The organism is Marinibactrum halimedae (assembly GCF_021234875.1).
Classification (GTDB): domain Bacteria; phylum Pseudomonadota; class Gammaproteobacteria; order Pseudomonadales; family Cellvibrionaceae; genus Marinibactrum; species Marinibactrum halimedae.
Genome location: NZ_JAJQVM010000008.1, coordinates 70959 through 93887, shown reverse-complemented (window position 1 = coordinate 93887; position 22929 = coordinate 70959). Strand labels below are relative to the sequence as shown.

Genomic DNA, 22929 nt, shown 5'->3' with positions numbered 1-22929 from the left:
TGCATATAAATTTACGATACGTTATCAACTAACCTTGGCGAGAAAATTCACTGTTGCGCTTTAATAATTTTCTAAACTCACCTGGGGTTTGATTCATAATTAATTTAAAGCGCTTACAAAAATGAGACGAATCACTAAAACCTGCTTGATACGCCACTTCTGCAATAGAAATATCTTTATTCCCCAGTATTGGCAAAATAGTGAGAATACGCTGTCTTAACATGTAATCTTGAAAACTTTGCTGAAATACCGATTTGAACATTCTTGAGAAATGAAATTTTGATATGCCGCAAATCTGCGCGGCCTCTTCCAATGATATAGAACCATAATGAGTTGCCTCCATATGCTTCAATAAAGGTAACAAACGCGATACGTTACGCTGACTGGTTGCCTCCGTCGTACTCGCCCAATGTTTCCGTAAAGAAAGCGGTTCACTGCCCAGCCACTCTAACTTTTCTTCAATAAAAAGAAGAAGTACCTTCAACAAAGCCAGCCCTTTAAGGGTGAGATGAGTGTTATCTACATCCTTTTCCCATTGCCCATACAAGCCGTGAAACAGCAATAAATCCTGATCGTCCACATGCCAAACACCGTCTTGATGGAAAACCTTTGAGATAGGCACATTAAGCTCATTAAATAATCGTGTCTCGAACTGTATCAGATAGAATTTCTTTACTCCTTTATTAAGGCTTAAAGAATGGATTGATAACGCAGGAAAATAAAATAATGCATTCTCGCAAACAGAATAAGGTTGCGAGTTAATAATAATTTCGCCTTCCGCCTGTTCAAAAAATAGAATTTCGTAATGACTGTGAAAATGTGGTGAAACCGTCAACGGGCTTGCGATATCTAAATCATAATACTGCCAGCCAGCACTATAACCACTAGGCAACCGGACATTTTCGTACAAAATTTGATTACTTAAAGGCATCCCAATGACCATTTTGAAGGCATGAAAAAAGGGGCATCGCCCCTTTCGATTTTTACTATGTTAGCATGAGCAATAGCAATTTTTTCTATAAACCCAGTAACGCCTTCTTTAACTTTTCATCTGCCGGCTCTTGGCCTAACCAAATACCCCATAACGCTTGCTTAAAAGCCAACCCTTTAATGGTTGCCTGTTCCGTGCCATTTTTAGAAACGACCGTTCCCACATTCGGTGTATAGTTAAAGACGATTTGATCCCCTTCTTTAATCTCACTGGAAAAAACCTTCATTAAGGTTTCAATCTCAGTGGCCAAAGCTTGAGTATTGCCTTTCAATGACTTTTCAAAACCGTCCGTAATCGCGTCTTTCATTGCATCACTGGAAATCATTCCAGAGGTGATGGTTAATTGCATGGACGCTAATCCATCAGCTCTCACAACCTTATCGGCATTGTCCATACGCTCGGGTAAATAAAGACTGCCGACGTACAACTTTAAAAAGAGCTTTTTCCGAATGCCGGCGCCATTGAGCACCAATTGAGCATTATTAAGTGCATAGCTGGGGGCAATGTCAACACCGGCTATTTTTTCAGCCATCGCAGGGGCCACAGCCCACATGGCCATAAAAGACAACAACATCGCATGAACGACAGAGCGTTTACCAATCACTCTCATAGATACCTCTTCCCGAGTTTAGATTTATTGTTAATCGGTGCCACACAGAAAATGAAAAACCTATTCCAACCTCTGAGTAAGCCACTCAAGGGTAATGTCTCTTTATAGGTTAGTACAGCATCAATTCCACCCAATGCGATAACTCACCTCATCAATCAATGACTTAATAGTCAGTATTAATGCTCTTTTTTTCTTATCGAATTAAAGTGCTTCACCGTGACATACATCACTGGATGGCGTCGCCTAATGCTTTTATGGCACAACATATAAAAATAAATGCGAAGCAGTCTTCATTAACTTATGAGAATTTCGATTAACTTTTCCTCCAATATAACAAAAATCACACAAATATTGTCCATTTAGTCAACTAATAAGTTCAACTGACTGGACGCCAAGCACTATCGCAAAATCCAAAACCACTATTGCACCTCAATGGGGAGGACATTCAATGACGTCGTTTTATACTTTTTGCGGTTTATTCATTCGGCCTATAAAAGGAGGTATTGTTTTACTGAGTATCACTTTATTGAGTTTAGTTTCCTGCGCAACAACAGAAGTCAATTACTTCCCTAGCGCGCAGTTTTCTCCTGAGTCTGAACTCGATAATTTTGTCTCACGCTGGTATTCCGGCCATTTGAGAAGTATGAATGAAAAACCACTTCCTCAATATTCAGAAAGCCAGGTGGTACGTTTCACTTGGTTGGCCAACTCCCAAACCCCGGTTACATTGAGGTTAACCCGCAGTGAAGATGGCCATTATGAAATTCTCGGAAAAAAAACCGATGGTGATGGCGGCTTTGAGCCTGGAAAGATTATTGACTATAAGAGTGCACCCGTACCCACAGAAGTTGGCGACCGTTTACTCAATAAATTTGAAAAGGAATGCCGCTTTTGGCAACAACCCACTAAGAAAGATCAAATGGGTGCAGGCGGGTCACAATGGATTTTTGAAGGGAAAAAGCAAGCTCGTTATCACGTTGTTGACTTATGGCAACCCTCCTCTGGATGCTTACGAGAGTTAGCTTTGGATATGTTGAAATTATCGGAGCTTGAAACTGAGTTGACTTAACAAGGGATGATTGAATCAAAACAGTTTGCTCATCAAAGTTCGAATATAAAAAAAGCGGCCAAAGCCGCTTTTTTCAACACGATGATAGAAAATTACCAACCTGTTAGTTCTTTCAATGCTGCACCAATATCTGCAAGACTGCGTACGGTTTTAACACCCGCATCTTCAAGTGCAGCAAATTTTTCATCAGCTGTTCCTTTACCACCTGATATAATCGCGCCGGCATGACCCATACGCTTTCCAGGAGGGGCAGTCACACCCGCGATGTAAGAAACCACTGGCTTGGTGACATTAGCTTTAATGTAAGCTGCAGCTTCTTCTTCTGCCGTACCACCGATTTCACCAATCATCACGATGGCTTCAGTCTGTGGATCGTCTTGGAACATGCCCAAGATATCGATGAAGTTAGAACCCGGAATTGGATCACCACCAATACCAACACAAGTAGACTGGCCAAAACCGAAATCAGTGGTTTGCTTAACCGCTTCATAGGTCAGAGTACCAGAGCGAGAAACGATACCCACTTTACCAGGTAAGTGAATGTGACCTGGCATGATACCAATTTTACATTCACCCGGAGTAATTACACCTGGACAGTTAGGGCCAATTAGACGAACGCCCAACTCATCACATTTTACTTTGGCGTCCAACATATCAAGCGTTGGAATACCTTCAGTGATACAAACGATCAGTTTAATACCGCCGTTTGCTGCTTCTAAAATAGAATCTTTACAGAAAGGCGCAGGTACGTAGATAACAGAAGCTTCCGCACCAGTCGTTTCAACAGCTTCAGCAACCGTATTGAAAACCGGCAAACCCAAGTGAGTTTGACCGCCTTTACCTGGCGTGACACCGCCCACCATTTTGGTACCGTACGCAATGGCTTGCTCCGAATGGAACGTACCCTGAGAACCGGTGAAGCCCTGGCAGATGACTTTAGTGTCTTTGTTGATTAATACACTCATTTATTTACCCTCCGCCGCTTTAACCACTTGCTGTGCAGCATCGGTCAGGCTGGTTGCTGCAATGATATTCAAACCGCTTTCGGCCAATACCTTCGCACCAAGCTCTGCGTTATTACCTTCTAAACGCACAACAACCGGCACCTTAACACCCACCTCTTCGACTGCACCGATAACACCTTCTGCAATCAAGTCACAACGGACAATACCACCGAAGATGTTGATCAATACGGCTTCAACATTTTCGTCAGAAAGGATGATTTTAAATGCTTCAACCACACGCTCTTTGGTTGCACCACCGCCAACGTCTAGGAAGTTCGCAGGTTGACCACCGTGCAGCTTAACGATGTCCATGGTGCCCATCGCAAGGCCCGCACCGTTTACCATGCACCCGATATTGCCATCTAGTGCAACGTAGTTAAGCTCCCACTTTGCAGCATGGGCTTCACGCTCGTCTTCCTGTGAAGGATCGTGCATTTCTTTAATGGCTGGTTGACGGTACAACGCATTACTGTCGATGTTAATTTTGCCATCCAAACAGTGAAGGTTGCCTTCTTCCGTAATCACTAACGGGTTGATTTCAAGCAAGGCAAAATCCTTGTCTTGGAACATTTGCGCCAAGCCCAAGAAGATTTTGGTGAACTGCTTTACTTGAGCACTGTTCAAGCCCAATTTGAATGCCAAATCACGGGCTTGGTAAGGTTGTGCACCCGTAAGCGGGTCAATGGTCGCTTTCAAGATTTTCTCAGGCGTCTCTTCCGCCACCTTCTCGATTTCTACACCGCCTTCAGTAGAGGCCATGAAAACGATTTTACGGGTGGAACGATCAACGACGGCGCCCAAGTACAGCTCTTGCGCGATATCGGTACAAGCTTCTACCAAAATACGGCTAACTGGCTGACCGTTTTCATCTGTTTGGTAAGTGACCAGGTTGTTACCCAGCCACTTTTTGGAAAATTCTTCAATTTCCGCTTTGGTCTTAACCAGTTTTACGCCGCCAGCCTTACCACGGCCACCAGCGTGTACTTGGGCCTTAACAACCCACATATCGCCACCAATTAAATCGGCAGCAGCAACGGCCTCAGCGGGGGTCTCAGCAGCGACACCCTTAGAGACCGGCAAACCGTATTCGGCAAACAGTTGTTTTGCCTGATACTCGTGCAAGTTCATGATATTTATCCGTTACTTCGCGTCTTTACTTATTGCGGTCGTTCGCACTTTTTGAGTACAACGAAAAGCCGAAAAGACACTCAATTAACCTTAGTAGGACAGCTTTTGATTGCCCTACCCCCACTGCATGCCGGTAAATGCCAATACTGCTTTTACCAGCGGTTCTGTTCGACACACTACAGCTTTACTTCGTGCTATTGCTTTACTTAGTTAAGACCTTAGCGCAATCGAACAGAGTTCGACGCATTTCTATTTGCGTTTGCGTCTGTTTGGCATGTGAATAGCGTGTCCATTCGCCGCCAAAGCGGCTTCTTTTACTGCTTCAGAGAACGTTGGGTGACCAAAAACCGTCATACCAATATCTTCAGCGGTAGAACCAAATTCCATCGCGATTGCCACTTGCTGTACCAGATCCGATGCACTTGGGCCAACAATATGGCAACCTAAAATGCGGTCTGTCTCAGCATGAGCAATCATTTTCACCATACCGTCTTGCTCGTCGGCGGCCACAGCACGGCCGATAGCCAAGAATGGGAAAGTACCCACGTTGTAAGGCACCCCATCCGCTTTAACTTGTTCTTCCGTTTTACCTACAGAAGCCACTTCTGGATGGGTGTAAATCACATTGGGGATAATGTCGTAATTCACCAATGTTTTTTGGCCTGCAATACGCTCAGCGACCATGACACCTTCTTCAGAGCCTTTATGGGCGAGCATTGGGCCACGTACCACATCGCCCACCGCCCAGACACCTGGAGCATTCGTCGAACAAAGATCATTGACGTAAATGAAACCACGCTCATCAAGATTTACACCGCTATCGCCAGACAACAACCCTTCGGTAAATGGACGACGTCCAACACAAACGATCAACTTATCGAAGGTTTGCTTTTGCTCATTGCCGTCTTTGTCGGTGTAGGTGACTTCCACTTCTTCACCTTTCACTTCAGTGCCAGTCACGCGGCAGCTTAGACGAATATCCAAGCCTTGCTTTTTAAAGATTTTTTGAGTTTCTTTGGCAATTTGCTGATCCATAATGGCCAGGAAATTATCCATCGCTTCAAGCAGAACGACCTCTGAACCCAAACGATTCCAAACGCTGCCAAGCTCTAAGCCAATTACCCCAGCACCGATAACGCCTAAGCGTTTTGGCACTTCAGTAAACTCAAGCGCGCCCGTGGAATCCACAATAATGTTATTGTCTACTGGGGCTACCGGAATATTGACAGGTACAGAACCGGAAGCCAGGATGACATTTTCGGCTTCCAAAACGGATTTGTTACCATCGTTATCCACATACTCAACTTTACGACCAGCGAGCAGTTTTCCTGTGCCATACAAAGACGTCACTTTGTTGGCCTGAAATAAACCGCCGATACCACCAGACATTTGCTTAACAACTTTGTTTTTACGCTCCAGCATAGCGGGAACATCAATCGTGACACCCCCAGTGCTGATACCATGGCCCTCAAAGGCCTTATGAGCATCATGAAACTTATGAGAGCTATCGAGTAAAGCTTTTGATGGAATACAACCAACATTTAGACAGGTTCCACCATTCACACCCTTACCGTTTTTGTCTTTCCACTTTTCGATACACGCGGTTTTTAAACCCAACTGTGCCGCACGAATAGCCGCCACATACCCCGCAGGACCCGAACCAATAACGACAACGTCGTACTTATCTGACATATTTTTTTATCCCCAAAATCTAAATAAAACCCCAGTATGTGTCGTAGCCGTAACGTTTTTATGACGACAAAGCCTCACTACAAAAACGCCACACAACCACGACTTCGCGTTAGGCCTGCTTATACTTGTAATAGGATTCGTGCAGGGTCCTCGATCATTTCTTTAATGGCCACCAAGAATTGAACGGCATCTTTACCATCTAAAATACGGTGATCATAAGACAGTGCTAAGTACATCATTGGCAAAATTTCCACCTTGCCATCAACCGCCATGGGGCGATCTTGGATTTTATGCATACCCAAAATGGCAGACTGAGGTGGGTTAAGAATAGGAGTAGACAGCAGCGAACCAAAAACACCACCATTAGTAATGGTGAAGGTTCCGCCGGTCATTTCTTCGATACCCAATTTGCCGTCGCGAGCGCGCAAGCCGTAGTCACGAATACCTGACTCAATTTGCGCAATATTCATGTCATCCACATCACGCAGAACCGGTACAACTAAACCATTTGGTGTAGAAACGGCCACGCCCACATCTTGATAACCATGATAAACAATGTCATCACCATCAATAGACGCATTGACTTGAGGAAAACGCTTCAACGCTTCACAGGCTGCCTTGGTGAACATACCCATAAAGCCCAAACGCGCGCCGTCATGGGTTTTCTCAAAGGTATCTTTGTATTGCTTACGCAAATCCATCAATGGCTTCATGTTGACTTCGTTAAAGGTGGTCAACATGGCCGTGTTGGACGTGGCATTCAATAAACGCTCGGCGATGCGCTTACGCAAGCGGGTCATCGGTACACGTTTTTCGATACGATCACCAGAGCCTGGCAATTCTACCGTTGGTGCTTTAACGGCAGGCGCGGCCGGCGCTTTTGATTCAGCCGCAGTTGAAGCGGCGGGTTTCGGAGCGGCAGCAGCATTCACAACATCTTCTTTAGTAATGCGGCCATCTTTTCCTGTACCAGCGATGGAAGAAAGGTCCACTCCTTTTTCTTCTGCCAATTTACGCGCCGCTGGGCTTGCTGGTGCGGCTTCACCGCTTGCATTTGCCACTGGAGCAGATTCTGCAGCAGGCGCCGAAACCGTTGCTGCACCACCACCGATCTGACCAATCACTTGATTACTGGCGATGGTCTCACCTTCCGCTGCCATGACTTTTGACAAGACCCCATCGGTTGGCGCAACCACTTCGAGCACCACTTTGTCAGTTTCGATATCCACCAACAATTCATCACGTGACACCGCTTCGCCTTCCGCTTTATGCCATGTAGCGACAACACCATCTTGCACCGACTCAGGGAAGGTCGGTGCTTTAATATCAGTGACCTCTGCTGAAACGGCTGCGGTTTGTGGTGCAGCAGCCACGACTGGAGCACCATTACTGACACCTTCACCAGGCTGAACATAAGCAATGACTTCATTGCTTAGTACGGTATCTCCTTCGGCTTTCAACACTTCACCCAATACGCCATCCGCTGGAGCAACGACCTCTAAAACAACTTTGTCGGTCTCAATATCTACCAGTAGCTCATCGCGACTGACGGCTTCACCGGGTTTTTTGTGCCATGTGGCAATCACACCATCCTGAACGGATTCTGGAAAAGTTGGCGCTTTAATTTCAGTAGTCATTGTGTTTTATCTTCCTTCAGCGTCACGCTTCAAACTGTAGTAGCGGTGTTGTCTTATTTTGGTGGCGCAGCGCTGGGACTGCGCAATGATTAAGGGCTTGCGAAGCCAATATTATTCGCGAAGTTGATGAATCAATCGTTATCAAGCGTTAACGCTGCATCCACCAAGCGGTTTTGCTCATCCACATGGGTCGACATATACCCCGCAGCAGGGGCTGCCGAGGCCACGCGACCTGCAAATTTCAAGTTTAGATCCCCAGGCATTCTGTCGATGACTCGGCGCATACGGTGCTGACAGCTATACCATGCCCCCTGGTTCATCGGCTCTTCCTGACACCAAACCACATCTTCGATATTGCTATAGCCTGACATCGCAGACACCAACTCATCTTCTGGGAAAGGATAAAGTTGCTCGATACGCACCAAAGCGACATCATCAATCTCGCGTTCGTTTCGGGCTTCCAATAAATGGTAGTAAACCTTACCGGAGCACATGACGATACGACGGGCCTTTTCACGATCAATGACGTCATCACCAATCGCATTTTTAAATGAACCTTCTGCCAACTCTTCCAACGAAGACGTCGCTAAAGGGTGTCGAAGAATCCACTTCGGACTCATCACAACCAGTGGTCGGCGCATCGGGCGAACCACCTGACGGCGTAACATATGGAATACTTGGGCCGGAGTGGTCGGAATGCAAACTTGAATGTTGTGTTCAGCACAAAGTTGCATAAAACGCTCTAGTCGAGCAGATGAATGCTCTGGCCCCTGGCCTTCATAACCATGAGGCAGCAACATGGTCAGCCCGCACAAGCGGCCCCATTTATGTTCACCACTGGTAATAAATTGATCGATAACCACTTGGGCACCATTGGCAAAGTCGCCGAATTGCGCCTCCCAAATCACCAAACTGTTCGGCTGAGTGGTCGCATAACCGTATTCAAATGCCAGTACGGCCTCTTCGGACAAGAAAGAATCATAAATATCAAAGCTCGGTTGCTCTGAATTCATGTTCGATAACGGAACGCAACGCTCACCGTCTTTCTGACCGTGCACAACCGCATGGCGATGAGAGAAGGTACCGCGCCCCACATCTTGCCCAGTCATTCGCACAGCGCACCCGTCATCCAAAAGGGTCGCGTAAGCTAGGGTTTCTGCCATCCCCCAATTTAAGCGCAGTGCACCGGCTGCCATCTTACGACGGTCTTCATAAATTTTTGCCACCTGACGCTGAACTTGAACGCCATCAGGAATCTCACACATTTTGTGTGCCAGCTCTTGCAGGCGCTTCATTGGGAAACGCGTATCCCCTGGTGTGTACCAGTCATGACCAAGAAACGGCGTCCAATCCACAAACAAAGACGAATCAGGCTCTGAAATTAAGCCATCCGCCACTGACTCGCCATTATCCAATTTTGCGCGATAGTCCGTTGACATGGTGTCCGCTTGAACCTGAGACAAAACGCCTTTCTGCACCAACAAATCGGCATAGAGTGTCCGTGTGGTTCTTAGGCTTCGAATTTTTTGGTACATCAATGGTTGGGTTGAAGAAGGCTCATCCGTTTCATTGTGACCACGGCGGCGATAACACACTAAATCAATGACAACGTCTTTCTTAAATTCGTAGCGGTAATCCATCGCCAATTGCGCAACAAAAATCACCGCTTCTGGATCGTCACCATTAACGTGGAAAACCGGCGCCTCAACGAACTTGGCCACATCCGTACAATAATGCGTAGAGCGCGCATCTTCAGGGTCACTGGTGGTGAAACCCACCTGATTATTGATGACAACATGAACCGTACCGCCATTGCGATAAGCTCGAGTTTGTGACATCTGGAAGGTTTCGAAGACGACACCTTGCCCTGCAAACGCCGCATCACCATGCACGGAAATTGGCACCACCAAATCCCCGCTGGAGTCTTCTCTGCGGTCTTGACGGGCTCTTACAGACCCTTCAACCACAGGAGAAACAATCTCTAAGTGGGATGGGTTAAAGGCCATCGCCAAATGAACCTCACCGCCAGAGGTCATTACATTTGAGGAAAAACCTTGGTGATATTTCACATCACCAGAGGTATCGACGAGTTTTTTACCTTCAAACTCATCGAATAAATCCGCCGGATTTTTACCCAAAATATTGACCAAAGTATTAAGACGACCACGGTGTGCCATACCCAATACGATTTCTTTGGCACCGTAACCACCTGCGCGCTTAATAAGGGTATCGAGTAGAGGAATGAAGCTTTCTCCCCCTTCTAAACCAAAGCGCTTGGTACCGGGGTATTTTGCATCCAAATGTCTTTCAAGACCTTCTGCCGCAGTCAAGCGATCAAGTAATCGGACTTGAACATCGGAGCTGTATTTCGGGTTTGATCGAACACTTTCCAAACGCTGCAACAGCCACATACGCTCAGCGGCGTCATTGATATGCGTAATTTCTGCGCCAATAGCATCACAGTAGGTTTGCTCTAGCGCATCAATGATGTCTCGCAGAGGCGCTTCTTCAATACCGATCATAAGATCACCCGTTTGAAAAACGGTATCAAGATCCGCTTTGGTCAAACCATGGTAATGCAATTCTAAATCTGGGATTGGGTCATCTGTACTAATTTGGAGAGGATCAAGAGCAGCCTTTCTATGACCACGTGAACGGTAAGAATTAATTAGCTGTACAACTTTAATTTGTTTTCTTTCATGCTCAAGATTAATAGGCCCAGAGCCTAATTCCGCCGAGCGACGGACACGCTGCTTACCCAGCTCAACAAACTGATTACGAATAACAGAATGAGGGGTATCTTGAGCAGTAACGCCCTCTACTCTTGGCAGCTTATCGAAGTATTCTCTCCACTGCTCAGGAACGGCATGTGGGTCATGTAGATATGTGTCATAAAGCTCTTCCACATAGGCGGCATTACCACCCGAAATATGGGAAGTTCTCCAAAGTAATTCCATTATGCTGTCTTGCATTTGTGCCCACCTTCTAATGGGGCAATACTACCTGCAAGAGGCGCAAAAATGTCTCGGACAGATACCTCAAATCTTCTTTAATGGACTTTACATAAATGGGCTTTATATAAAGTTCGGTCAATGTGAAGAAAAAGGCTCAACGACCTTGGCAATTCGCACTGATGCACAACGCGATTATTATTAAGCTTAACAATAAACCAGCTTTAGCAGCTTGCTACTTCTCGGCTCATAATAAGGACGTCAGTTTCAGCTCGCCTAACCCATACAGATAGGCCGATTATCTCGGCACACCCCGCTGCTCAACTAACGAAGCCGCCTATCATTTCATTTGCGGCATTCTACTTAATATAAAATGGTGAAAATTACTGCTTTCGAACGCTTGCTCTATACTCTTTAGCAAGTGCACACTCAGTCTCTGCCCTTTGGCCACCATACCAACCAAAGTGCCTTATGTTTTCTATTTCTTGTACTTTTGGTTACTGCTTATTCACTACGCTTATTTACTACTACTTAAACTTTTTACTACTGATTTCGTGCTTGGCTATCTTGGTCAATTACCTGCCTTCCTAGCCATAAGTATTCTGAACAAAAACAAATCTGGAGGCAAAAAAATATCGCCTGCAAAGTCGGTTACGATCCCGACACTTCACATAAAACGGTTTACTCTGCAACACTCAGCTATTGTGTATTTCTTCGTGTTTTCCATCATCATTGTCATTTCAATTAACACGCTTATTAATGTGTAGCATACCGCCCACGTTAATGCGCAAAACGAACGATAAAACACTACCCTTAGACCTAATTAAGCCCCGCGAGCACAATTGTTTGAAATTCAAACAACGCTGGCGAGGCTTTGTCACATGGGTTATCCGATACCCAATAGCTGACATTCGCTCAGAATAATCCACCAACCATGTCAGTGGACAATCGACGTCAGTGGACAATCGACAAAATCATCCGCTTAAAAAAATCATGTTCCACGAGAAAGCAACATGTTTCGGATATGGCCAATCGCACGTGTCGGATTCAAACCCTTTGGGCATACCTGCACACAGTTTTGAATACCATGACAGCGGAAAACACTGAACGGATCATCTAATTTAGATAAGCGCTCATCTGCTTTGGTATCACGGCTATCAGCCAAGAAACGATAAGCCTGTAACAACCCTGCCGGACCAATGAATTTATCTGGGTTCCACCAGAAGGATGGGCAGCTGGTTGAACAACACGCACACAAAATACACTCATACAACCCATCAAGTTTTGCACGATCTTCTGGTGATTGAAGACGTTCAATGGCTGGTGCAGGCGTGTCGTTTTGTAAAAACGGCTCAATCTTTTTGTATTGGTCGTAAAATTGAGTCATATCCACGACCAAGTCTCGAACAACAGGAAGACCTGGCAACGGACGAATCACCAACTTGCCACCTTTCACACATTCAGAAAGAGGCTTGATACAAGCCAATCCATTTTTACCACTGATATTCATACCATCCGAGCCACAAACCCCTTCTCGGCATGAACGTCTGAACGCCAAACTTGGGTCTTGCGCTTTTAACAATTCCAGTACATCCAACACCATCAAGTCTTTACCTTGAGTATCTAACTCGTAGGTTTTCATGTATGGCGCTTTGTCTTGCTCTGGATTGTATCGATAAACTTCAACTTTCAACATGCTAATCACCCCGGTATTAGTAAGTGCGAACCTTAGGCTCGAACGGCTCCATGGTTTTCGGTGCAAAATTCACCGCGCGCTTACCCACACGTTTGTCCTCAGGGAAATACATGGAGTGGCACAACCAATTTTCATCATCACGCTCTTGGAAATCTTCTCGGGCATGAGCACCGCGAGACTCTTTCCTAACTTCTGCTGAAATGGCGGTTGCTTCCGCCGTTTCAAGCAAATTTTGCAGTTCAAGCGCTTCGATACGAGCCGTGTTAAATGCGTTACTTTTATCTTCCAAGTACACATTTTCAATACGTTCACGAAGATCAGCCAGTTTTTTGATGCCTTCCTGCATGTAATCACCACGACGGAAAACACCAAAGTGGTTTTGCATAACTGTTTGCAGCTCTTTACGTAATTCCGCCGGACGCTCACCTGAAGTGGACTCATTGATCTTATTCAAACGAGACATGGCCGCTTCAATATCAGACTCGGACGCTTCACGCATTTCGACGCCTTCACGCAAGGATTTTTCGATAAATAAACCCGAAGCTCGACCAAATACAACCAAATCTAGAAGTGAGTTACCGCCTAAACGGTTTGCGCCGTGTACAGAAACACAAGCGATTTCACCACACGCGTAAAACCCATCGATCACATGATCATTGCCATTTTGATCCTGAGTGAGAGCTTGTCCATGAACGTTGGTTGGAACTCCGCCCATCATATAGTGACAAGTCGGTACAACCGGAACCGGGGTATAAACTGGATCAGAGTGTGCAAAGGTACGAGAAAGCTCACAAATGCCCGGTAGGCGGCTTTCTAATACTTCTTCACCCAAGTGATCTAATTTTAGATACACATGATCGCCATCAGGGCCACATCCACGACCTTCTAGAATCTCTAATACCATAGAGCGGGCAACCACATCACGGCCGGCAAGGTCTTTTGCATTCGGCGCATAACGCTCCATAAAGCGCTCACCGTCTTTGTTGATCAGGTATCCGCCTTCACCACGACAACCTTCGGTGACTAACACACCTGCACCGTGAATACCGGTGGGGTGGAACTGCCACATTTCCATGTCCTGCATCGGCGCATTTGCACGCAATGCCATACCAACACCATCGCCAGTATTAATGTGAGCGTTGGTTGTAGAAGCAAAAATACGACCCGCGCCACCAGTGGCAAACACGGTTGCTTTCGATTTCACAAAGACGGTTTCACCGGTCTCAATACAAATCGCAATCACACCGACAACAGCACCGTCTTGGTTTTTCACCAAATCAACGGCAAACCATTCATTTAAAAAGACGGTGTTATTTTTTACATTGTTTTGATAAAGCGTGTGTAACAACGCATGGCCGGTGCGGTCTGCAGCGGCACAAGTACGAGCAGCTTGGCCACCTTTACCGAAATCTTTAGATTGACCGCCAAATGGGCGCTGATAAATTCGACCATTTTCAAAGCGGGAAAAAGGCAGGCCCATATGTTCTAGTTCAAAGACCGCTTCTGGCCCGACTGAACACATGTATTCGATCGCATCTTGGTCCCCAATGTAATCAGACCCTTTGATGGTATCGTACATATGCCAACGCCAATCATCTTCAGGATCGGCACTGGCAATCGCACAGGTAATTCCCCCTTGGGCAGAAACCGTATGCGAACGCGTTGGAAACACTTTAGTAATTACAGCGGTTTTAAAACCGGATGATGCCATTTGCAATGCAGCACGCATACCTGCGCCACCGCCACCAATCACAATGCCATCAAAAGAAATCGTACGTAATTGACTCATAACCTTATAACCCCCACAAAATTTCAATGCCCCAGATGGTGTACGTTACGGCGACAACACCCAAACAGACTTGGGCTAACACACGAAGTACCACCGCTTTTCCACCCATCATTCGGCTAGTCAAGTAATCCGTCAGTACAGACCACAGACCAATCCACGCGTGAGCAACAATGGAAATTAAGGTTACGAAACTAAAAATTCTCATCCACAATTGATCAAACAACCCTTGCCACTGGGTGTAGGTCAAATCAGGATTTAAGACTAAATACGCCACCATAAATAGAGTGTAAGCGGCTAAAACAACAGCGGAGACACGCTGAATCAGCCAATCATAAAGGCCACTGCGCCCAAAACTTGTAACTGCTGTTACCATACCCACACCCCCGCAAGAGCTATCAGAATGACTGCCACAACGGCAACGATTTTAGCGCCCATACGGCCGCCCTCAAGACTTTCACCTACACCAGCATCCATAATTAAATGGCGAACGCCGGCCACCAAGTGATACGCCAATGCGGCAAGTGATCCCCAAAGAACGATTTTGGCAATGGGGTGTCCAAACACTTGGCCAACTTGAGCAAATCCTTCTTCAGACGCAAGACTGGTATGAAGTGCCCAGAGCAAAAGTGCTACGACGGCAAATAAGATAACCCCGGAAATGCGATGTAAAATGGAAATGATGGCTGTAACAGGCAGGCTAATTGTCGATATATCTAGATTGACAGGTCTGTTTTTATTCACGGTTGTTTTTCACCTTTTTTGTTTATCAAATAGACAAACAGGTTTCTAGTATGGGAATTATTCAGTTCCCCAAGCATAGGCAGTTGACAAAAGATGTGCCAGCGTCCCTAGTACAAGATCGCGCGGAATTATAGATATATGACTTTGAAATTACAAATACGCCATAACACCAATTTTGACGCATAATCCAACTTCAACCTGCACACGTATAAACTTTTTAGGCTCAAAAAAAGAGCGTCTTTTTCACCCTAGCATCAGCTGCATCGAATTTTCTTATCGATAGTGACGTTATTATTTAACAATCGAAATCCAATCGCGCCGTAATACTGATTACTTTACGGTTAGGGCTGGCTTGTGAAGAACACACTTAATACGAAACATTTTTCATACAAGGCGTTTTTGAGCAGTCTGCTTTTGGCGATACTCTATCTAGACTGATACCCTATCTAGAACTGATGTCGCAATTATACGTGATGCCACTGCTCCTAGCTTTAATCCAGCATTCTCGCTTTTTATTCAGTGTTTTCTATCATCACTGAACCAACATTGACGAATTCAACACTTAAAAACACTACCAAAGAATTGACTATGAACGATAGATCAATCCGCCACGCGGTCAATAACGACATTAGTCCAATAGCATTTGTCCTTTTCACTAAGCGACAATAAACTAAAAGCAACAAGCTGAATGGGTAATCCATGTGTATAAAGAATGAGTATATATGGATCTTAATTAAGTCTAGGGTGAAAAAATGTACGCTTCGACGACTGATCATCGCTGAGCATATCCATTTATTATCTGTGTCCATTTATCTATGAACATACCCATTAAAAATATATTCCAAGTTGTGGCACACATTGCTTCTTTTGTTAAGGCAATATTCATTGACAATCAAAATGGCCACCGTATAGTTGTTCGGCTTAATTTCTAAGGCACTACTTTTTGATAGCTTTAATAGGTTTTTACGCGAAAACTTGCGCATAACAGCTATTATTAGCGCTTGAATGGCCAAATCTTTTAGGCTTTCCCACACAGAAGATACAGGAGTCCGTAATGACTGATAAGAAAGCGTACCTTTCGGTCGACGGTTTGGATGAAAAAATTGAAATGCCAGTCTACTCTGGCTCAACCGGCCCCGATGTTGTTGATGTTCGCGGGCTAACTGCCCAGGGTTACTTTACCTATGACCCAGGCTTTGTATCCACCGCGTCTTGCGAATCAAAAATCACCTACATCGACGGTGACAACGGCATATTACTGCACCGCGGCTACCCCATCGAACAGCTCGCTGAAAAATCAGACTATTTGGAATCCTGCTATTTATTGCTGAACGGTGAGCTTCCTACACCGGAACAAAAGCAAGAGTTTGTCGATATCATTACCAATCACACCATGGTACACGAGTCCATGGCTCGCTTTTTCCGTGGCTTCCACCACAATGCCCACCCAATGGCAATGATGTGTGGCGCAGTCGGTGCTCTTGCCTCCTTTTATCACGATTCACTGGACATCACTAATCCAGAACATCGTGCAGTCTCTGCCCATCGTTTGATCGCCAAAATGCCTACTTTAGCGGCGATGTGTTACAAGCATCACTTGGGCCAACCGTTCATGTACCCTAACAACAAAATGGGTTACGCAGAAAACTTCCTGCACATGATGTTTGGTACCCCTTGTGACGATCCAGAGGTGAATCCTGTTCTTGCCAAAGCGATGGATAAGATCTTCTTATTGCACGCCGACCACGAGCAAAACGCCTCGACATCAACCGTTCGTCTTGCGGGTTCTTCAGGCGCAAACCCATTTGCGTGTATCGCTTCAGGCATCACTGCACTATGGGGCCCTGCTCACGGCGGCGCCAACGAGGCAGTATTGAACATGCTCGAAGAAATCGGCAGCGTAGATCGTATTGACGAATACGTTGCGCGCGCGAAAGACAAGAGCGATCCATTCCGCCTAATGGGCTTCGGTCACCGCGTTTACAAAAACTTTGACCCACGCGCGAAAGTCATGAAAGAAACCTGTGACGAAGTACTTTCTGAGCTTGGTTTGGAAAATGACCCACTGCTTGCCATTGCAAAACGTCTAGAGACCATTGCTCTTGAGGATGAGTACTTCATTGAGAAGAAACTCTACCCGAACGTCGATTTCTACTCTGGCATCATCATGAAGGCCATTGGTATTCCAACAGAGATGTTCACCGTCATCTTTGCAACAGGCCGAACGGTAGGCTGGATTGCTCACTGGGCAGAAATGATCAGCGGGCCATACAAAATCGGTCGTCCGCGCCAATTGTATACGGGTTACCCTAAGCGGGATTACCCTGGGTAAATACATTTTAGCTATCCATGCAGAGTCTCAAGTATGAGACTCTGCATACACTTCCGCCTAAGCTCCAATTTAACTTTTTTCTTTATCTAATAAGTTTTAGTCGCTAACAACTTAATATAAGTTTCACAACCCTCCTAAAAAAGCCTTAACCTTTGTACAGGCGCCCCACTGCATTTTTCGAAATGAATCAAAAACGTTGGCGCCAACATCCTCTTTACAAGAAGTTCAAATAAAAGCGCCTCTTGGAAACATTAATGTAACAAAGCTCGTCTAGTCTTTGCGAAAAATTCAGGCATCTTCAGGTGACTTGCATATAAAAAGCTCCAATTACATTAGTCACTCTCCATTATCCAATGCCAGTCTCGTTTCTTTTATACAAACGCCCACAGATATGAGGTGTCAATGAAAACGTCGCTAATAAGAGGGTTAGCTGCAAGTGCTCTCGTACTTAATGCTGCTCAAGCAGTCTCCGATGATGAGCTTGTTGTAACCGTATTTAAAAACGGCGCATCTGCGTCAGGCTTAACTATTAAGCTGGATGGTCAAATAGAAAAGCCTATCGAAAAAAACGGCTCAACGACGTTTGATTTAGACTCAGGAACACACAGCTTACAACTAATAGATGGCACCGAAACAGTTCATAGTTTTCGCTTTGATAGCGCCCAAGGACAACTTACCGATATTAGTATAGCTGTAGATGCTAATAAAGAAACTCAAGTTGCCATTGAGTCTTTTTTCAAGACAGAAACCGCACAAGAAAAACTCAGCGCACCAAGTGGCCTTGTTAAAGGTGGCGTCTTCTCTGCCGGAACCCCCGTCGGCAATGCAGAAATCATAGTGAAACAAACAGGTCAAACCTTCACTGCTGACGCCGAAGGCAATTACGAAATTAGTTTACCTCGTGGAATATATAACTTTAGAGTTACTCATCCGAACTATCAGACTTTAAATTCAGGCGATATTCGAGTCGTTTCAAATTCAGCCAAAGGTCTAAATTTATCTCTCCAAGAAAGAAATGCACCCATCACTCCAATCTTGGCTGCACCACCTCAGATAGAAGAGGTCCTTATACTCGCCGATTACAATCCGTCCATGTTTGAAGAAAGTGAGCGCTTTTCTGCAAACGTAGTAGACACCATGGGGATTGAGCAACTTGCTCGATTTGGCGATTCCGATATTGCAGCTTCAGTTGTGCGCATGCCATCTGTTACCGTTCAAGATGACAGCTTTGTATTTATTCGCGGACTGGGTGGCCGGTACGTCACCACAACGCTAAATGGCTCAACGATGCCAAGTACCAACCCCTCCAGACGTTCTGTTCCTCTTGATCTTTTTCCGAGTAATATCGTAAGTCAGCTGGACGTTAAAAAAACGTTTGTTTCATCCATGCCCAGTGAAAGTACCGGTGGCAACTTAGTAATTAACACTCGAACCTTCCCCGAAGAGCGCTCTGGGAAAATTACATTCAAGATGGGTTATAACGCAGCAACAGGACAATCTGTTGCGACAGACCCGGCACGAGGTGATTACGATTATCTTGGATTTGACGATGGCTCACGTAATGAGCCTGTTGCCGTAGAAGCTTTAGCATACATTTTAGACCCAGCTCTGGCATTAGGCATTGACGATCAAAATAACGAAGGAGTCAGCCAAATTGACCAGTACTTTCAATTGAATGAAAGTACTGAGATCGCTGTTAGAGAAGTGGCGGGGGAATTCCTACAAGACAACTTAGATCTTGCAACAAAAGAAGCAACACCCAATGTGACATTAAACGCAAACTTTGGCGACATTTACTATCCAGGAGAATATGAGCTGGGTTATTTCGCCGCTATTAATTACAAAAGCGGCTGGACCTTAAGAGAAAATGGAATCAGTAGAACTTACACTCCTAATGAACGCGCAGAAGTATTGGATAACTTTGAGTTTGAAGAATCTTCCTTTAATGTCAATGTAAGCGCCCTTTTCTCTCTTGGTTTTATTTCAGGGAACAATACTTATGAATCAAATACAATTGCTTCACGTGTAACCTCAAATATCACACGAGTATCAGAAGGTATTGGCGGGGACTCAAGAGAAAATGAGTTTGGCTACACCATCCAATGGGAAGAACGACAATACTTATCACAACAATTCACAGGGGATCACTTTTTAAGTGAGGATGGAAATTTCAGCACTTCATGGCAATTTACTGCAAGCCAGGCTAATCGATATGCTCCTGACCGCAGAGAAGTTCAATTCAACGAGCCAACGCCAAACTCTGGTGAGTTCATTCTCGAAACGTCTGAGTTAATTAGACGTTATGATGAACTGGAAGATTTAAACTTTGACTTTTCTAACGACTACAGCTGGATTATTCCGAGTGATACTGCTCCAGAGCAAACTTTAACTTTTGGCTACCAGTACATTTATCGAGACAGAGATGCTGATTCTGTTACTTATGGATTTGACACCAATATAGAAAATGATGGATTACTTGCTCCGAATCGTCGCGTATCAGAAGTTATCAATGATGATTCAATTACCGGAAATCGTGAAACAGGCTTTGCTTTCCAAAATAAAACCCTCTTAAGTGATTCTTACACTGCTGATTTATCTATTGCGAGTGTTTATTTTAATTACGACATTTTAATCAATTCCGAATTTCAATTTATTGTTGGTGCGAGGTATGATGAATTCGAAATGGAAACCAATACCTTTGACCTAGCCACACAACGAGCAACCGATGTTCCTGCGCTTGAGTCCAATCCAATCCTTCCTTCATTAACGTTCAATTGGCTCTATTCGGAAGATCAGCAATTGCGCTTTGCCGTATCCAAAACAGCCAGTAGGCCTGACTTTAAAGAACGCTCCACAGCCGTCTTCTATGATAATGAGTTTAACTTTCGAGTACGAGGCAATCCAAATCTAGATGTTTCTGAGATTTTAAATGCAGATTTGCGCTGGGAATATTATTGGTCTGATACTGAAAATTTAAGCATTGCCCTCTTTTATAAAGACTTTGAGGATCCCATTGAGCGTGTTGTACAAACTGCATCAGGGACAGCAGGCAACTCCAGAACATTCCAAAATGCCCCTGAAGCAGAACTTTATGGTATCGAAATAGATAGTAGAGTTGACTTTGATTTAAACGATTCATTAACACAGTTAATTTTCCTTGCCGGTAATGCAAGTGTTATCGAATCAGAGGTTTCTTTAGACGATGGCTCTTCCAGGGAATTACAAGGTCAACCAGAGTATACATTCAACTTAATCCTTGGCTGGGATGACCTTGATAATGATCAAGAATTAACGTTGTTGTTTAATCAAAATGGTAAGTCAATTGTTGATACTGGCTTATCTGGTGCCCCAGATGTTTTACAAGAGCCTTTTGCTGACCTCAAGTTGAACTACAAAAAATCCTTTAGAGATGGAATTAGATTGACTGCAAAACTTTCTAACCTCTTGGACTCTGAAGTCGAATACACACAAGGCGGAAACATTTTCCAAAGCTACAAACAAGGTATTGAGTTTGAAGCTGGATTCGATTGGCAATTTTAATTTTCACCCTTAAACAGAATTGGTTGATTCTCACAACCTTATAACCACCAAGACGTAACACGTTAGGAGACGTTATGGAACTCAAAAAATTAGTGCTAGTCACCACCGTTGTGGCAGCGATCACTGGTCTTTACGGCTGCGGCAGTGACGAGAGAGCAACTGTAAATATTGATGCACAAGACAACAGTACCACCAATACTAGCACTGGTGGTGGTGGCGATACCGGGTCAACGGTTAATTGCCCGTCCGAGTTCTCATTCTTACGTCAGGATGTCAATGGCAATGATGTATGCCAGCTAAATGCGAGCATCATGGCAGACGCAACATTAACCAGCGATATTACTTGGTTCTTGGGCGGCGCCGTGGTTGTAGGTAATGGTAACCAACAAATGTCTGCAACCGACGGAACATTGGCAGAAGACGACACTCCCGTTGAAGAGGTTACTTTAACCATTCAACCTGGCACTAGCATCCTTGCGGATAATGGCACGTTCGCCAACCTAACTATTACTCGCGGCTCTAACATTATTGCAAATGGTACAGCCTCATCTCCTATTGTTTTCTCTTCTGAAGATGCTGGGTTTGATGGTGCTGGAGAATGGGGTGGTTTAATCATTCATGGATACGGCCTTCATAACGAGTGCCGTTATATTGGTGATGGCGGTGCCGACGAACCAACAACTGATGTTGCATGTAACGTAGATGCCGAAGGAGAGTCTGGTTTAGCTGGCGGACACGACAACACTGACGATAGCGGTTCTTTAAGTTACGTGGTAGTTACCGAAGGCGGATACGAGTTCGCAGTAGGTAATGAGATTAACGGCATCTCTTTTGTTGGCGTGGGCAACGGCACAACCGTAAACAACATCCAAGTTAATAACAATGCAGATGATGGCGTCGAGTTCTACGGTGGTTCCGTTAACGCTAAATACTTGGTACTTACTGGAAACCAAGACGACAGTATCGACTGGGATGAAGGCTACGTAGGCAACATTCAATATGCATTGGTTGTTCAATCTAGCGAATCCAATGGTAATACCATCGAAGCTGATACCTTTGGCTCTGATCGCATCTTATCTGCACCCACTATTGTGAATGCCACTTTTGTGGGTAACGGAGGCAAAAACACTCTACACGTCTTGAAAGCCGGATCTGGTGGGTTTATTCACAACTCAATTATGACTGGCGCTAGCGGTACTATCGAAAACTGTGTATTGCTTGATGGTGAAGACGTAGTGACCAATGCACAAACCGGTAATATTGCCTACAACAATACCATTGCAGATTGTACTAACTTCGAAATCACAGATGAAACAGGCCCTGTTACAGCAACAAACCTAGACACAGCGGAATCCTCACCGAACCTAATTACAGGAGTAGCTGCCTCTTTGGATACCAGTTATGCATCAACAGCTACTGAAGCAACAGGCCTTACCGCTATTGATTTTGATATGATCAACACAGCCTTCCCAGGTAGTAAAGCCGATGGTACTTTCTTTGATGACACCACCTATATTGGTGCCATCGAGCCTGGCTCAACGCCTTGGTATGAAGGTTGGATTGTAGAAGGCTCTCTATAAACCTTAAACACTGAATTTCAAAAAAACCCGCTTCATGCGGGTTTTTTGTTTCTACTCTATTTTCACTTAACCTCGCAAGCCCGCCACTTTACACGCAAACCACGCCGCAACGGCTTCCTGTGACAAGTCACCTCTTGATTATTCCTACGCCTTAGCAACAATACTCAAA

Annotated in this window: 15 protein-coding genes; 4 read left to right on the top strand and 11 right to left on the bottom strand. The window is 45.0% G+C overall.

Translation table 11 applies throughout. The annotated features are described in order from the left end of the window. Window positions 1–28: 28 nt before the first annotated feature. Window positions 29–622, bottom strand: coding sequence for a helix-turn-helix transcriptional regulator (locus tag LU351_RS20885; RefSeq protein WP_232593275.1), 594 nt, complete (start codon window positions 620–622; stop codon window positions 29–31). Between the two features lie 394 nt (window positions 623–1016). Then, on the bottom strand, window positions 1017–1601 hold the full coding sequence (locus LU351_RS06620) for a chalcone isomerase family protein (RefSeq protein WP_232593274.1): 585 nt from the start codon (window positions 1599–1601) through the stop codon (window positions 1017–1019). A gap of 448 nt (window positions 1602–2049) precedes the next feature. Here LU351_RS06620 and LU351_RS06615 point away from each other — a divergent pair, with 448 nt between their 5' ends. Further along, window positions 2050–2670, top strand: coding sequence for a hypothetical protein (locus LU351_RS06615; RefSeq protein ID WP_232593273.1), 621 nt, complete (start codon window positions 2050–2052; stop codon window positions 2668–2670). Between the two features lie 92 nt (window positions 2671–2762). On the opposite strand, the gene sucD is transcribed toward LU351_RS06615, so the two are convergent. The 9 genes from sucD to sdhC form a co-directional block, all read right to left on the bottom strand. Beyond that, complete coding sequence (sucD, locus tag LU351_RS06610; protein ID WP_232593272.1) at window positions 2763–3635, bottom strand: succinate--CoA ligase subunit alpha; 873 nt, start codon at window positions 3633–3635, stop codon at window positions 2763–2765. Then, window positions 3636–4802, bottom strand: coding sequence for an ADP-forming succinate--CoA ligase subunit beta (sucC, locus tag LU351_RS06605; RefSeq protein WP_232593271.1), 1167 nt, complete (start codon window positions 4800–4802; stop codon window positions 3636–3638). It abuts the gene before it with no gap. A 249-nt stretch (window positions 4803–5051) separates the two neighbouring features. Beyond that, complete coding sequence (gene lpdA / locus LU351_RS06600) at window positions 5052–6494, bottom strand: dihydrolipoyl dehydrogenase (protein ID WP_232593270.1); 1443 nt, start codon at window positions 6492–6494, stop codon at window positions 5052–5054. A 119-nt stretch (window positions 6495–6613) separates the two neighbouring features. Further along, window positions 6614–8131, bottom strand: coding sequence for a 2-oxoglutarate dehydrogenase complex dihydrolipoyllysine-residue succinyltransferase (gene odhB / locus LU351_RS06595; RefSeq protein ID WP_232593269.1), 1518 nt, complete (start codon window positions 8129–8131; stop codon window positions 6614–6616). 131 nt (window positions 8132–8262) lie between these two features. Beyond that, on the bottom strand, window positions 8263–11103 hold the full coding sequence (locus LU351_RS06590; RefSeq protein ID WP_232593268.1) for a 2-oxoglutarate dehydrogenase E1 component: 2841 nt from the start codon (window positions 11101–11103) through the stop codon (window positions 8263–8265). Between the two features lie 970 nt (window positions 11104–12073). After that, window positions 12074–12778 (bottom strand): succinate dehydrogenase iron-sulfur subunit, encoded by a 705-nt coding sequence (locus LU351_RS06585; RefSeq protein ID WP_232593267.1) that lies wholly within the window; start codon window positions 12776–12778, stop codon window positions 12074–12076. 16 nt (window positions 12779–12794) lie between these two features. Continuing rightward, complete coding sequence (gene sdhA, locus LU351_RS06580; protein WP_232593266.1) at window positions 12795–14567, bottom strand: succinate dehydrogenase flavoprotein subunit; 1773 nt, start codon at window positions 14565–14567, stop codon at window positions 12795–12797. Window positions 14568–14571: 4 nt separating this feature from the next. Beyond that, entirely contained in the window at window positions 14572–14940 is a 369-nt protein-coding gene (sdhD, locus tag LU351_RS06575) for a succinate dehydrogenase, hydrophobic membrane anchor protein (RefSeq protein ID WP_232593265.1), read from the bottom strand. Further along, window positions 14934–15308, bottom strand: coding sequence for a succinate dehydrogenase, cytochrome b556 subunit (gene sdhC / locus LU351_RS06570; protein ID WP_232593264.1), 375 nt, complete (start codon window positions 15306–15308; stop codon window positions 14934–14936). The genes sdhD and sdhC overlap by 7 nt, the downstream gene beginning before the upstream one ends. Window positions 15309–16362: 1054 nt before the next feature. Between sdhC and gltA the strand changes: the two genes are divergently transcribed. The 3 genes from gltA (at window position 16363) to LU351_RS06555 (ending at window position 22760) form a co-directional block, all read left to right on the top strand. Beyond that, complete coding sequence (gene gltA, locus LU351_RS06565; RefSeq protein WP_232593263.1) at window positions 16363–17640, top strand: citrate synthase; 1278 nt, start codon at window positions 16363–16365, stop codon at window positions 17638–17640. Between the two features lie 402 nt (window positions 17641–18042). Further along, complete coding sequence (locus tag LU351_RS06560; RefSeq protein ID WP_232593262.1) at window positions 18043–21180, top strand: TonB-dependent receptor; 3138 nt, start codon at window positions 18043–18045, stop codon at window positions 21178–21180. A 74-nt stretch (window positions 21181–21254) separates the two neighbouring features. Further along, window positions 21255–22760 (top strand): hypothetical protein, encoded by a 1506-nt coding sequence (locus tag LU351_RS06555; RefSeq protein ID WP_232593261.1) that lies wholly within the window; start codon window positions 21255–21257, stop codon window positions 22758–22760. Window positions 22761–22929: the final 169 nt, after the last annotated feature.